This window comes from Amycolatopsis halotolerans (genome assembly GCF_042647905.1).
In the GTDB taxonomy this organism is placed as follows: Bacteria; Actinomycetota; Actinomycetes; order Mycobacteriales; family Pseudonocardiaceae; genus Amycolatopsis; species Amycolatopsis halotolerans.
The window spans coordinates 1-12,376 of record NZ_JBHRWI010000012.1 but is presented as its reverse complement, the minus strand read 5'-3'; the positions used below and the strand labels follow the sequence as shown (position 1 = coordinate 12,376).

Below are 12,376 nucleotides of genomic sequence, written 5' to 3'. Positions count from 1 at the left end.
CACCCGGACGGTGTTACGCGGACCCCTCGTCACGCGGGGTGAAGCGCTCGTGGTGTACCGCGCTGGCCAGCGGCGCGCGGTTGCGCCAGCCGTGCCGCTCCAGGTCGGGAACGTCGGCGAGATTCGTTACCGGTCCTACACAAAGCCAGGCGACCGGGCGGATCCCGGCGGGGATGCCGAGCAGTTTCGCGAGCGCGGGTTCGCGGTAAAAACTCACCCACCCGACGCCAAGTCCTTCCGCCGTCGCGGCGAGCCAGAGGTTCTGGATCGCCAGGCACACCGAGTACAGCCCGGCGTCGGCGATCGCGTGCCTGCCGAGCACGGCCGGGGCGCCGCGCTGCTCGTCGTAGGTGACGACGATGCCGAGGCTCGATTCGCGGATGCCCTCGACCTTGATCTTGGCGAACGTGTCCGCGCGCTCGCCGTCCAGGGACGCGGCGAACACGTCGCGTTCTTCGTGCACGTGGCGGGCGAATTCCTCGCGCGTGCCGGGGTCGCGGACCAGCACGAAGTCCCACGGCTGGCTCATCCCGACGCTCGGCGCGGCGTGCGCGGCCTCGAGCACGCGGGTGAGGACGGCGTCGTCGACCGGTTCGCCGGTGAACTCGGCGCGGACGTCGCGGCGGCGGTGCAGGACTTCGTAAAACAGTTCATTCATTGGTTGAGCACCCATTCGACAGCGGCGGTGACGTCCGCGGTTTCCGTTGTGGACGGTCGGGGCGGACGGCGCACGACGACCACCGGCAGGCCGAGTTCCCGCGCGGCGGTCAGCTTCGCGGCGGTCATCGCGCCGCCGCTGTCCTTGGTGACCAGCACGTCGATGTCGTGCTCGGTCATCAGCGCGCGTTCGCCGTCGAGGCGGTACGGGCCGCGGTCGAGCACCACCTCGTGCTGGCGCGGCAGCGGCTGGGCAGGCGGGTCGACGCAGCGGATGAGGAACCACAGCGGGTCGAGGTCGGCGAAAACGGCCAAGCCCTGGCGGCCGCTGGTGAGGAACACGCGGGTGCCGAGGCCGGGCAGGAGCGTGGCGGCTTCTTCGAGGTCGGCGGCCCAATGCCAGCGGTCGTCTTCAGCCGGCTGCCAGCCTGGGCGCGCGAGTCGCAGCAGGGGGATATCCGCGGCGCGGGCGGCGTGGAAAGCGTTGGCGCCGATGCGTTCCGCGAACGGATGCGTGGCGTCGACCACTGCCCGCACACCGTTTTCGCGCAGCCAGGTCGTAAGGCCTTCGACGCCGCCGAACCCGCCGATTCGCACTTCGCCAACGGGCAGGCGGGGTCGCGTGACGCGTCCGGCCAGCGACGAGACCACCTTGACGGCGCGTTCGTGCAGCTGGGCGGCGAGGTCGCGGGCTTCCGCGGTGCCGCCCAGGATCAGGACGGTCATCGCCCGTACCCGACGGCCGTGCGCCACCGGTCGAGGGTGCGCATGTTGGCGAGCGTCTCCGCCCAGGTCAGCTCCGGGCCTTGCCGGTCAGCGACGTGCGCGGCGACGTAATCCGCTTCGCGCGCGTAAACCCCTTGGGTGGCTTCGATTTCGATGACTTCCGGCTCGCCGTCCGACGGAGTCAGCACGATCGTCGACACGCCCGGCGTGCGCAATTCGTGGATCCACGCGGGCTTCGGCACGTAGAGCTGGCCGGTGGTGCCGTAGATGCGGATGTGGTCGTCCTGCGTGAGTAGGTAACCGCAGGACAGCTGGGCGATGATGTCGCCGGGCAGCCGCAGCAGGCCCATCGCGAACTCGTCGACACCGCTTTCGGTGAGCCGAGCCATGCCGGTGACGCGCGTCGGCTCCACGGCCGGAATCCCGGTCGCGGCCTGCGAAACCAGCCGGGCCAGCGAGGTGCAGTAGCAGCCGACGTCGAGGATTCCGCCGCCGCCGAGCGCGGGGTCGCCGAGGCGGGCGGCGTCGTTCTCGTCGGAGTCGAAGCTGAACGTGACGTCCACGGCCCGGACCTCGCCGATCGCGCCGCATTCGATCAGCTCGACCAGCCGTCGCGTCTGCGGGTGCAGCCGGTACATGAACGCTTCCATGAGGAAAACGTCGTTGCGCCGTGCGGCATCGATGACTTTTTCCGCCTCGGGCGCGGCGATCGTGAGCGGCTTCTCGCACAAGACGTGCTTGCCCGCTTCGATGGCGCGGATCGCCCACTCCTCGTGCTGTGCGTGCGGAGTCGCGACGTAGACCGCGTCGACGTCCGGGTCGGCGAGGAGTTCCTCGTAGCTGCCGTACGCCTTCGGAATTTCGTACCTGGCCGCGAAATCCCGTGCCCGCTCGGCCGTGCGCGAGGCCACCGCGGCGAGCACGCCGTGGCGGCTTTGCTCGACGCCGGCGGCGAATTCGGCGGCAATGGTCCCGGTGGCCAGCAGGCCCCAGCGCAGGTCCGTCACAACGACTCCGGTTGGCTCGCTCGATCGCGGGTGCTCGAATACAGGAAACTGTCCGGGAATCCGCCCGCCGCGAGGACCCGTCCGACGAAAATCGTGGCCGCGCGGGTCATTCCGGCTGCCCGCGCTTGACCGGCGATATCGGCGAGGGTGCCGCGCACCACGGTTTCCCCCGGCTGGCTGGCCAACGCGACGACGGCGGCGGGACAGTCCTCGCCGTAGTGCCCGGCGAGTTCTGCGGTGACGCGCTCGATGTGGTTGATCGCCAGGTGCAGCGCGAGAGTCGTGCCGGTGCGCGCGAAATTCTCCAGCGTTTCGGTGTCCGGCATCGCCGTGGACCTCGCCTGCGCGCGCGTGATCACGAGGCTCTGCCCGATCCCCGGCACCGTCAGTTCGCGGCCGAGCACAGCGGCGGACGCGGCGAAAGCCGGAACGCCGGGCACCATCTCGTACGGCACGCCTTCCGGTTCCAGCCGTCGGACCTGCTCGGCCACCGCGCTGTACAGCGACGGATCTCCTGAACACAGCCGCGCGACGTCATGGCCAGCGCGATGCGCGTCGATCAGCTTCGCGGTGATCTCGTCGAGGCTGAGGTTCGCGGTGTCGACGCGTTCGGCGTCCGGTGCGCAGTAGGCGAGCAGGTCGGTCGGCGTCATGCTGCCCGGGTACAGGCAGACCTGGCAGCGCGCGAGCAGGTCGCGGCCGCGCACGGTGATCAGGTCGGCCGCGCCCGGTCCGGCGCCGATGAAGTAAACGGTCATTTCCAGCTCCACTGCGTGACTGCCCGGGACGGCGTCCATCCGGTGAACCCGCCGAGCGGTTTCGCGTGCTCCACGGAGATCCGTTGCAGTTCCCCGCCGTGCCGGGCGTAGGCCGCGGCGAGGAGCTGTTCGGCTTCGAGGGTGACACCGTGCGCGACGATCCGGGCGTCGGTTTCGACACACTGGTCGAGCACGCCGGGGACGGTCAGGCCGCCGCCGATGAAGATCGCGTCCGGACGGGGGAGTTCGGCCAGCGCCTCGGGCGCCGGGCCGGTGACCACCTGTAATTCCGGCACGCCAAGGGTATTGGCGTTGCGCTGGACGCGTTCGGCGCGCGCCGGGTCGCGTTCGATCGCGACGGCGCGGTTCAGCGCGTGCGCGCGGGACCACTCGATGCCGATGCTGCCCGCGCCCGCTCCGACGTCCCAGAGGAGTTCGCCTGGGTTCGGCGCGAGGCGGGCGAGAGCGGACGCGCGGAGGTCGCGTTTGGTGAGCTGGCCGTCGTGCTCGAAGGCGTCGTCGGGGAGACCGATCAGCGGGAGGCCGGGGCCTTGGCAGCGCACGGCGAACACGGTGAGCGGTCCGGGGTCGCGAGTCCAGCCGTCGGAGATCCGTTCGTCGTCCGCGCCGAGGTTTTCCAAGGCGGTGAGGGCGGAATCGCCGTAGCCGCGGGCGTTGAGCAGCTCGCGCAGTTCTGTCGCGGAGCCGCCTAGGACCAGCAGCTTCCGGTTGGGCGCCAGCGCTCGCGCGACACGGTGGACGGCGCGGCCGACGACCGTCACGACCTCGGTTTCCTCGAACGACCAGCCGAGCCGTGCGCGGGCCAGGGTCACTGACGAAACGGCGGGATGGACGTCGAGCGCGTAGCCGCGATCACGGAGGGTGGTGGCGATTCCGGACAGGAACGGATCGCCGCTGGCCAGCACGCACACTCGCCCGGTCTGTTCGCTCAGGAGCTCGTCGAGCGCGGGCAGCAGCGGGCTGGGCCAAGCTTGCGTGCGGAGGTCTTCGGGCAAGGACTTGAGTTGTCGTTCCGCGCCCAGCACGACGTCCGCCTGCCGCACGGCGTCGCGGGCCGCAGGGGTGAGCCCGGCCCACCCGTCGGCCCCGATCCCGACCACCGTCAGGCGTGATTCTTCGCGCACGATTTCCCACCCTAAGCGAGAGCTTCGCTGTGCGATGATCGGCCGGACGCCGACCCACGAGGGAGTGCTCTTGAAGCCCTATCCGTTCACCGCTGTCGTCGGGATGCCGGACCTGCGTCTGGCGCTCGTCCTCTCCTCGATCTCGCCCGCGGTCGGCGGGGTCCTGGTGCGGGGCGAGAAGGGCACCGCGAAGTCGACCATGGTGCGCGCGCTCGCCGGGCTGCTGCCGGGCGTCGACGTGGTGGACAGCTGCCGGTTCTCCTGCGACCCGGTCAGCCCGGACCCGGGGTGCCCGGACGGCCCGCACGCGGCGGGCGTTCCCGCGCACCGGCGGTCGGCGCGACTGGTGGAACTGCCGGTCGGCGCGGCCGAGGACCGGGTCGTCGGCTCGCTGAACCTGGAGAAGGCGCTGGCCGAGGGCGTCACCGACTACCAGCCCGGCCTGCTGGCCGCCGCGCATCGCGGGCTGCTGTACGTCGACGAGGTCAACCTGCTGCACGACCACCTGGTGGACACGCTGCTCGACGCGGCGGCGATGGGCCGCGCGACGGTCGAGCGCGAGGGCGTTTCCGTCTCGCACGCGGCGCGGTTCGTGCTGATCGGGACGATGAACCCGGAGGAAGGCGAGCTGCGGCCGCAGTTGCTCGACCGGTTCGGGCTGACTGTGGAGGTCGCGTCGAGCCGGGATCCGGAGCAGCGCGTCGAGGTCGTCCGGCGACGCCTTGCCTACGAAGCGGATCCGGACGGTTTCGCGGACGGCTACGCCTCGGCGGATGCGGAGCTGGCGGCGGAGATCGAGGCGGCGCAACGGCTTTTGCCCTCGGTGAAGCTGCCGGACGAGGCGCTGCGGCAGATCGCCGAGGTGTGCGCGTCGTTCGAGGTCGACGGCATGCGCGCGGACATCGTGACGGCGCGGACGGCGGTCGCGCACGCGGCTTGGGCCGGGCGCGACAAGGTCACCACGGAGGACATCCGGGTCGCGGCGCGGCTCGCGTTGCCGCATCGGCGGCGGCGCAATCCGTTTGACGCGCCGGGGATTTCCGAGGAGCAGCTGGAACAGGCGCTGGAGGATTCGCAGCCGCCTCCCGAGGGGCCGGACGACAATGGTCCCTCCGGTGGCGGGCCTGGGCCGGATGACGGCGGGCCGATGCCAGATGGCGGTCCGTCCGAGGGCGCTCCGCCTTCCGAGTCTCCTGGGGAGGCGCCTTCGGGAAATGGGTCTTCGCCGCAGAAGACGGTCGGAGCCGGGGATACGTTTCGCGCGCGGGTGTTCCGGGTGAAGGGCACCGGCGAGGGCGAACGAGGCCGCCGGTCGCGCGCGATCACCGACACCGGCCGGACGATCGGCGTGCAGCCGCCCAGCGTGCGGGACGGACGGCCGCACCTGGTCGCGACGATCCGGGCCGCCGCACCGCATCAGCAGGCGCGGGGCCGGTCCGGGCCGGGTCTCGAAGTGCGGTCGCCGGACCTGCGGTTCGCGCTGCGCGAGGGCCGCGAAGGCAATCTGGTGCTGTTCTGTGTGGACGCGTCCGGCTCGATGGGCGCGCGGGCACGGATGCGGGAAGTGAAGACCGCCGTGCTTTCCCTGCTGTTGGACGCTTACCAACGGCGGGACAAGGTCGGTCTCGTCACGTTCCGTGGCGCGGAAGCCGAACTGGCGCTGCCGCCGACGATCAGCGTCGAAGCCGCCGCCGCCCGGCTGGACGGTTTGCCGACGGGCGGACGCACGCCGCTCGCCGAGGGATTGCTGGAAGCCGCGCGAGTGCTGCGGGTGGAGGCGATCCGGGATCCGCGCCGTCGCCCGTTGCTGGTGCTCGTCACCGACGGCCGCGCCACGAGCGGCTCCGACGCGGTCGCGCGCGCCAAAGCCGCCGCGGGCTTGCTCACCGGCGTGACGGCGATCGTGATGGACTGCGAGACCGGCCGGATGCGGCTCGGCCTCGCCGCGGAATTGGCCGGCCACTTGGGTGCCGAGCACGTGCCACTGTCCGATGTGGCCGCTGAATCGCTGGCCTCGGCAGTGCGCGAACGGACGGGGAGGGCTGCCTGATGCCGCAGGGAAAACCGGCTGTCGTGCCGAAGGACGGGCTCACCACGCGGCAGCGGCGCAACCGTCCGCTGCTCGCCGTGCACACCGGCGAGATGAAAGGGAAATCCACCGCGGCGTTCGGAATGGCGTTGCGCGCGTGGAACCAGGGCTGGTCGATCGGCGTGTTCCAGTTCGTGAAGTCGGCGAAATGGCGTGTCGGCGAGGAAGCCGCGTTCAAGGCGCTCGGGAAGCTGCACGACGACACCGGGCAGGGCGGTCCGGTCGAGTGGCACAAAATGGGCGAGGGCTGGAGCTGGTCGCGCAAGCAGGGGTCCGAAGAGGACCATGCCGCCAACGCCAAGGAAGGCTGGGCGGAAATCAAACGCCGGCTCGCCGCTGAAACGCATGATTTCTATGTCCTGGACGAATTCAGCTACCTGCTCAAATGGGGCTGGCTCGAGGTCGACGACGTCGTGTCCGCTTTGGCCGCCCGGCCCGGGCACCAGCACGTCGTGATCACCGGTCGCTATGCGCCGCCGGAACTGATCGAAGCCGCCGATCTGGTCACCGAAATGACGAAGGTGAAGCACCCGATGGACGCCGGGCAGAAGGGCCAGCGGGGGATCGAGTGGTAGCACGGGTCGTCATTGCCGCGCCCGGTTCCGGGCACGGCAAAACCACCATCGCGGCTGGGCTCATGGCCGCGTTGCGCACGGCCGGGCACGCGGTGTCCGGGCACAAGGTCGGCCCGGACTTCATCGACCCCAGCTACCACTCGCTCGCCACCGGCCGTCCCGCGCGGAACCTCGACCCGTTCCTGCAGGGCGAAGAAACCCTGGTTCCGTTGCTGCGACACGGTTCCGCCGGTGCCGACATCGCCGTCATCGAAGGCGTGATGGGCCTTTTCGACGGCGCTTTGGGCACCGAGGGCTACGCGTCGACCGCTCATGTCGCACGGCTGCTCGACGCGCCGGTCGTGCTGGTCGTCGACGCTTCCGCGGCCTCGCGCAGCGTAGCGGCGACGGTGCTGGGGTTCGCGCAGTACGACACTCGCGTCCGGCTCGCCGGGGTGATCCTGAACAAACTGGGCTCGCAACGGCACGAGGACGAGATCGTCACCGCGCTGGAAGCCACGGGCGTTCCGTTGCTGGGTGCGTTGCGGCGCAACGAAAACGTGCACGCGCCGAGTCGTCATCTCGGGCTGGTCCCGGCCGCCGAACGGGCCGCGGAGTCGCAGCGGATGCTGCCGGAACTGGCGGCCTGGGTCGCTGCCGGGGTCGACCTCGAAGCCGTCGTCCGGGTGGCGCGGAGTGCGCCCGCACTGACTGGTCCTTTGTGGAATCCGGGACCCGCTTTCGAGGGTCCACGTGCGACACTCGCTGCTGCTGGCGGCCCGGCGTTCACCTTCCGCTACGCCGAGAATCTCGAACTGCTGGCTGCTCGCGGAATCGACGTCGTGGACATCAACCCGTTGCAAGACAAGGCCTTGCCGCCTGGTTGTGCCGGTCTGTACTTCGGCGGCGGTTTCCCGGAAGTGCACGCTGCCGAGCTTTCGTCCAATGTGGAACTCCGTACGGCGGTCAGTGCGGCGATCGACGCGGGCATGCCGGTCAGCGCGGAATGCGCAGGACTGCTGTACCTGTGCCGCTCGCTGGACGGCCTGCCGATGGTCGGCGCCGTCCCTGCGGACGCGACCATGACCGCACGCGGAAAACTAGGCTACCGCCGTGCCGTCGCGGTGGCGGACAATGTGCTGGCAGCAGCCGGACAGCGGGTCACCGGACACGAATTCCACCGCACCGAAATCGCTCCCGCACACGGTGAAACCGCGGCGTGGGGCTGGGATCGCAATCTGGACGGGTTCGCTTCGGAATCGCTGCACGCTTCCTACTTGCACGTCCATTGGGCCGGACATCCCGAGCTGGCGGACCGTTTCGCCTCCCGGGTGCGCGCGCATTCCCTGGCAGCAGTCCATGGCTGATTACGACCTCCACCACCACGGCGACCGCGAAGTCGGCGACGGTCTCGTCGACCTCGCCGTGAACGTCCGGCTCCCGGCCCCGCCCGCGTGGCTTCGGGCAGAACTGGCCGCCGCCCTGGACGACCTGGCCGCCTATCCAGATCCCACCCGCGCCGCAGAAGCCGTCGCCGCCCGACACGGCCGGGACTTCGACGACGTCCTGGTTACCGCCGGTGCCGCGGAAGCGTTCACGTTGCTGGCTTCACTTCCGGCGAAGCACCCGGTGGTGGTCCATCCGCAATTCACCGAACCAGAAGCCGCTTTGCGCGCCGCTGGTCACTCGGTCGACCGGCTAGTCCTGTCTGAAGTGGACGGTTACCGGCTAGATCCGTCGCTGGTCCCCGCTTCCGCCGATCTGGTCTTCCTCGGAAACCCGACCAACCCGACCTCGGTCCTGCACTCAGCCGATTCCGTGCGTGCCCTGGCGCGCCCCGGCCGGACGCTCGTGGTGGACGAGGCCTTCCTTGACGCCGTCCCCGGAGAGGTAGAAAGCCTTGCCGGAGAACGAATTCCCGGTGTCGTGGTCTTGCGAAGTCTCACCAAGACCTGGGGCTTGGCAGGCTTGCGCGCCGGATACGTCCTCGGCGAACCGTCGCTGATCGCGCGCTTGCGTGCGGTGCAACCACCCTGGTCAGTGTCCACTTTGGCCGCCGTCGCGACTGTCGCCTGCTGCCGTCCCGCCGCTCTGGAAGAAGCCGAGAAACTAGCCGCCGCCGCGGAAGCCGACCGCGACTACCTGGAATCCGGCCTGTCCGCATTGGGAATTCCCGTACTCGGCACCCCGCGCGGCCCGTTCGTGCTGATCCGCGTCCCCGGCGGCGCGGACGTCCGCTTGCGACTACGAGAAGCAGGCTACGCCGTCCGCCGCGGCGACACTTTCCCCGGACTGGGCCCAGACCACCTGCGCATCGCAGTCCGCGACCGAGCTACGACGGACGCTTTTCTCGCCGCGCTGGGCTAGCGGCTCTGGAGCGCAGTGAATTCCTCAAGCCAGGCGTAGTTCGGCGCTGCGGTGCCGTCGGGATTCTTCTGGACGGTCGCCCGCGCGAATACGCTGTTGAGGAGCCAAGGCGGGGTGTCCGGCCCGAAGTCCGCTCCCTTGAGCGCGGCAATGCCCTGGTCGATGCCGTACGTGGCGACGGCGAGCTTGCCGGTCGCGCGGAACTTCGCCATCTGGTCGGTCAGGAAGTTCTTGTTGTTCTCGAACCACGGGCTGGTGCGGAGAAAATCGTCCCACCGCGCCTGGGGGAACGGCTGACGCAGCGCGTTGCGGATGACCTGCCAGACCCTGGTGTCCTTCGGCACGTGATACTTGTCCGCGTACTCGGCCGAGATCCGGTCGGTGAGGTGCTTCTTCCACAGTTGAACCAGTGAAAACTCGGTGACGAGGAACCTCTTGCTGCCCAGCTTGGGCAGGGTGTAATCGAGAAAAGCCTGAACCTGGTCCGCCGCGGCGACGTGCGGATGAAGGTCGGTGCCTTCGATCTCCGGTGTGTCGCGGACGTACTTCATCCAGCGTTCCGTGCCCGCGCCAGTCCACTTGGGATCTTCGAGATTGTTGAGCGCGCCCATGTACAGGACCGTCTTTCCCTCGCGCTGCTTGATCACATGGGCGGCGATGGTCTCGTAGAATTCGTTGAGAGCGCCGTTGTTCCAGTCGGACTGCGGGCATTCGATGAACGGCTCATTGCCGATCACGAGGATGTCGACCTTGTCCATGACCGCGGGCAGCACCTTGTCGACCCGGGCGAGATCAGCCTGCATTGCCGGGGTTCCCGGACGCGGAATCGGTTTATGGGAATCAGGAAAGTACGGAAACTTGAGCGACAGCACGGTGCCGTACTGGCGATCGGCCGCCTGCAGCAACGTCTTGATCGTCGGATTCTCGGCGGCAGCGTGCTTGTCCAGGTCGGGCATCGCGGTGAACCCGCGCACCCACTTCGCGCCGGACCGCTGAAGCTCGTCCCAGCCCATGGTGTCCGGGTCGGCGTTGAAATTGGCCCCGAGCGCTCCGTCCGGCTTGGGTACCGCGGTGTTGGGGGCTGGGCTGTCCGGAGTCGCACTGCACGCGGTGGCGCCGAAAACCGAAAGACCGGCGGCCAGGTGAAACAGCCGACGCCGGTTGAGGTGCGCAGGTGCCACGAGGTCCTCTCGGTCAGTCGTCGCGGACTGTTCCTTGGTAGCACGGGCCTGGCCTTTACCGCAGTGTGGGGACGGCCCGGCCAGACGTATCAGACAAACCGGTTGCTGCACGGACTGTGCCGGGAGGATGATGGCGGAGGGAGTTGAGGGGAGAAGCGCTGATGTTGTTCGCGTACTCCCGTTTCGACACCTCGGATCTGCATTATCGGGGCAAGGGCGACGTCTTCGTCAACGTGGAAGCCGATCTTGAGGTCGTGGACGACGGAATCGTTCTCTGCGCCTGGAAGTCGTTTCCGGTGGCGGAACTCGCCGTGGCACTGCGGACGTGGAAGGCCCTCCCGGAGGCGGACCGGCCTGACTTCGAGTTCCTGTCCCTTTCGCTGGAAGGACGATGGCCACTGCGGATCTGCCGCGCGCCCGGCGGCTGGCAAGCGATCGACGACGCGGTGCGAGTGGTACGCGGTGCCGTGCGTCCGGCCGCGGAGATCGACACGGCGATCGACGATTTCGCGCGAAAGGTGCGGGCGGAATCCGCGCGCACGGTGGGTTCGTGGATCGAGGAGTTTTTCGTATGACAAGGCGGCTGAACGAGGACGAGCGCGCGGTACTGCGCCGAATCCTCGCGGGCCGTCCGGGGCTGCTCGCGCAAGTGGACCGGGCGGAGGTGGTCGCGACCTGGGCTCCAGGTTCGGTGAGCGTCGACATCGAGGTGCCCGGCGCGATCCCGGACGGCGATCTGAACGGGGTGTTTCCCCGGCTGGCCTTGGTGGAGGACGCCGGCGAGTTCCTCGTGTGGGTCGCTCAGGGCGTACTGTCCGGTTTGGAATACGCCACCTACCTCGGCGAATACCCGACCTCCCTGCCGGACGCGGAGACGATTTCCTTTCCGGAGTAACGGCGGGCTGGCGCTTGGTCAGGCGGTCGCCAGCAATGCCGCGGCCACCGCGACCTCGACGCAGCCGCCGAGGACGTCGCCGGTCACCCCGCCGATGCGCTGGACGCACCGGGCCAGCAACACCGCCGCGGCCGCGTAGCCGAGCGCCACCGCGAGAACCCCTCGCCACCACGGCAATCCCGGCGTCAACGCGGCACACCCCGCCGCGAGCACGAACACCGCCGCGGCCACCAGGACCGGAACCGACCCGGCGACCGTCGCGCCCAACCCCTCCGGCCGGGCCGAAGGGACCCCTCGTGCGCAGCACAACGAGAGCACACACCGTCCACACAGGACGGACAGGACCGCGGCGGCGATCCCGTGCCCGTGCGCGATCGCGCCGGTCAGCGCGCCGGTTTGGACGAGCAGGACGAAGAGCAGCGTCGCGACACCCGTAGGTCCCGAGTCGCCGCGCCGCATGACGTCGAGGGCCTTCGCGCGGTCGTAGGAGGCACCGAGTCCGTCGGCGGTGTCGGCGAGTCCGTCGAGATGCAGTCCGCGGCTACCCAGGGCTACCGCCCCGAGCGCCAGTGCGGCGACGGCCAGCGCGGGGAGCCCGATCGCGACTCCACCGGCCACGATCAGCCCCGCCACCGCCGCGAGCGGCAGCGCGGCCAGCGGGCCCAGCGTCATCGCCACCCCCGCCACGCGCCGGTCGATCGCGCGCGGTGCGGGGACCGGGACGGTGGTCAGGGTGCCGACGGCCAGCCGGATACCGTCGCTCAGCGGGATCACGGCTCGCGCCCCAATGCCACATTGGGTGCGTGAGATGCACCCAACGCCACATTGGGTGCACCCGGCGCACCGAATGCCACATTGGGTGCGTGGGATGCACCGAATGCCACATTGGGTGCACCCGATGCACCGAATGCCACATTGGGTGCGTGGGATGCACCGAACGCCGCATTGGGTGCACCTGGCGCACCGAATGCCGCGTTGGGTGCGTGGGATGCACCGA

13 protein-coding genes are annotated in these 12,376 nt (G+C 69.6%); 6 read left to right on the top strand and 7 right to left on the bottom strand.

Going from position 1 to position 12,376, the window contains the following annotated elements; genetic code table 11:
• Positions 1–13: 13 nt before the first annotated feature.
• The 5 genes from bluB to cbiE are packed head-to-tail and all read right to left on the bottom strand — an operon-like array spanning position 14 to position 4,293.
• A complete protein-coding gene (bluB, locus tag ACFORO_RS08180; protein ID WP_377868273.1) occupies positions 14–658 on the bottom strand; it encodes a 5,6-dimethylbenzimidazole synthase in 645 nt (214 codons plus the stop codon).
• On the bottom strand, positions 655–1,383 hold the full coding sequence (locus ACFORO_RS08175; protein ID WP_377868274.1) for a cobalt-precorrin-6A reductase: 729 nt from the start codon (positions 1,381–1,383) through the stop codon (positions 655–657). Before ACFORO_RS08175 ends, bluB begins: the two co-directional genes overlap by 4 nt.
• A complete protein-coding gene (locus tag ACFORO_RS08170; RefSeq protein WP_354736662.1) occupies positions 1,380–2,390 on the bottom strand; it encodes a Gfo/Idh/MocA family protein in 1,011 nt (336 codons plus the stop codon). The genes ACFORO_RS08175 and ACFORO_RS08170 overlap by 4 nt, the downstream gene beginning before the upstream one ends.
• Positions 2,387–3,148, bottom strand: a complete 762-nt coding sequence (gene cobM / locus ACFORO_RS08165) for a precorrin-4 C(11)-methyltransferase (RefSeq protein WP_377868275.1) — start codon at positions 3,146–3,148, stop codon at positions 2,387–2,389. The genes ACFORO_RS08170 and cobM overlap by 4 nt, the downstream gene beginning before the upstream one ends.
• A complete protein-coding gene (cbiE, locus tag ACFORO_RS08160) occupies positions 3,145–4,293 on the bottom strand; it encodes a precorrin-6y C5,15-methyltransferase (decarboxylating) subunit CbiE (protein ID WP_377868276.1) in 1,149 nt (382 codons plus the stop codon). The genes cobM and cbiE overlap by 4 nt, the downstream gene beginning before the upstream one ends.
• A gap of 70 nt (positions 4,294–4,363) precedes the next feature.
• Between cbiE and ACFORO_RS08155 the strand changes: the two genes are divergently transcribed.
• Genes ACFORO_RS08155 through cobC form a run of 4 tightly spaced genes read left to right on the top strand, consistent with a single transcriptional unit; the run spans position 4,364 to position 9,303 of the window.
• On the top strand, positions 4,364–6,343 hold the full coding sequence (locus tag ACFORO_RS08155) for a putative cobaltochelatase (protein ID WP_377868277.1): 1,980 nt from the start codon (positions 4,364–4,366) through the stop codon (positions 6,341–6,343).
• Positions 6,343–6,957: a cob(I)yrinic acid a,c-diamide adenosyltransferase gene (gene cobO, locus ACFORO_RS08150; protein ID WP_377868278.1), complete on the top strand. Its 615-nt coding sequence runs from the start codon at positions 6,343–6,345 to the stop codon at positions 6,955–6,957. Before ACFORO_RS08155 ends, cobO begins: the two co-directional genes overlap by 1 nt.
• Positions 6,951–8,303, top strand: a complete 1,353-nt coding sequence (locus ACFORO_RS08145; protein WP_377868279.1) for a cobyrinate a,c-diamide synthase — start codon at positions 6,951–6,953, stop codon at positions 8,301–8,303. The genes cobO and ACFORO_RS08145 overlap by 7 nt, the downstream gene beginning before the upstream one ends.
• The gene (cobC, locus tag ACFORO_RS08140; protein WP_377868280.1) at positions 8,296–9,303 is read left to right on the top strand and encodes an Rv2231c family pyridoxal phosphate-dependent protein CobC; all 1,008 of its coding nucleotides are present in this window, start codon (positions 8,296–8,298) and stop codon (positions 9,301–9,303) included. Before ACFORO_RS08145 ends, cobC begins: the two co-directional genes overlap by 8 nt.
• Here cobC and ACFORO_RS08135 read toward each other — a convergent pair.
• Positions 9,300–10,259 (bottom strand): hypothetical protein, encoded by a 960-nt coding sequence (locus tag ACFORO_RS08135; protein ID WP_377868281.1) that lies wholly within the window; start codon positions 10,257–10,259, stop codon positions 9,300–9,302. The genes cobC and ACFORO_RS08135 overlap by 4 nt on opposite strands.
• A gap of 386 nt (positions 10,260–10,645) precedes the next feature.
• On the opposite strand from ACFORO_RS08135, the gene ACFORO_RS08130 reads away from it, so the two are divergent.
• On the top strand, positions 10,646–11,059 hold the full coding sequence (locus ACFORO_RS08130; RefSeq protein WP_377868282.1) for a DUF7878 domain-containing protein: 414 nt from the start codon (positions 10,646–10,648) through the stop codon (positions 11,057–11,059).
• Positions 11,056–11,379 carry a hypothetical protein gene (locus tag ACFORO_RS08125; RefSeq protein ID WP_377868283.1) on the top strand — a complete coding sequence of 108 codons (324 nt, stop codon included), beginning with the start codon at positions 11,056–11,058 and terminating at the stop codon, positions 11,377–11,379. The genes ACFORO_RS08130 and ACFORO_RS08125 overlap by 4 nt, the downstream gene beginning before the upstream one ends.
• A gap of 18 nt (positions 11,380–11,397) precedes the next feature.
• On the opposite strand, the gene ACFORO_RS08120 is transcribed toward ACFORO_RS08125, so the two are convergent.
• Positions 11,398–12,153, bottom strand: coding sequence for an adenosylcobinamide-GDP ribazoletransferase (locus tag ACFORO_RS08120; protein WP_377868284.1), 756 nt, complete (start codon positions 12,151–12,153; stop codon positions 11,398–11,400).
• Positions 12,154–12,376 lie beyond the last annotated feature (223 nt).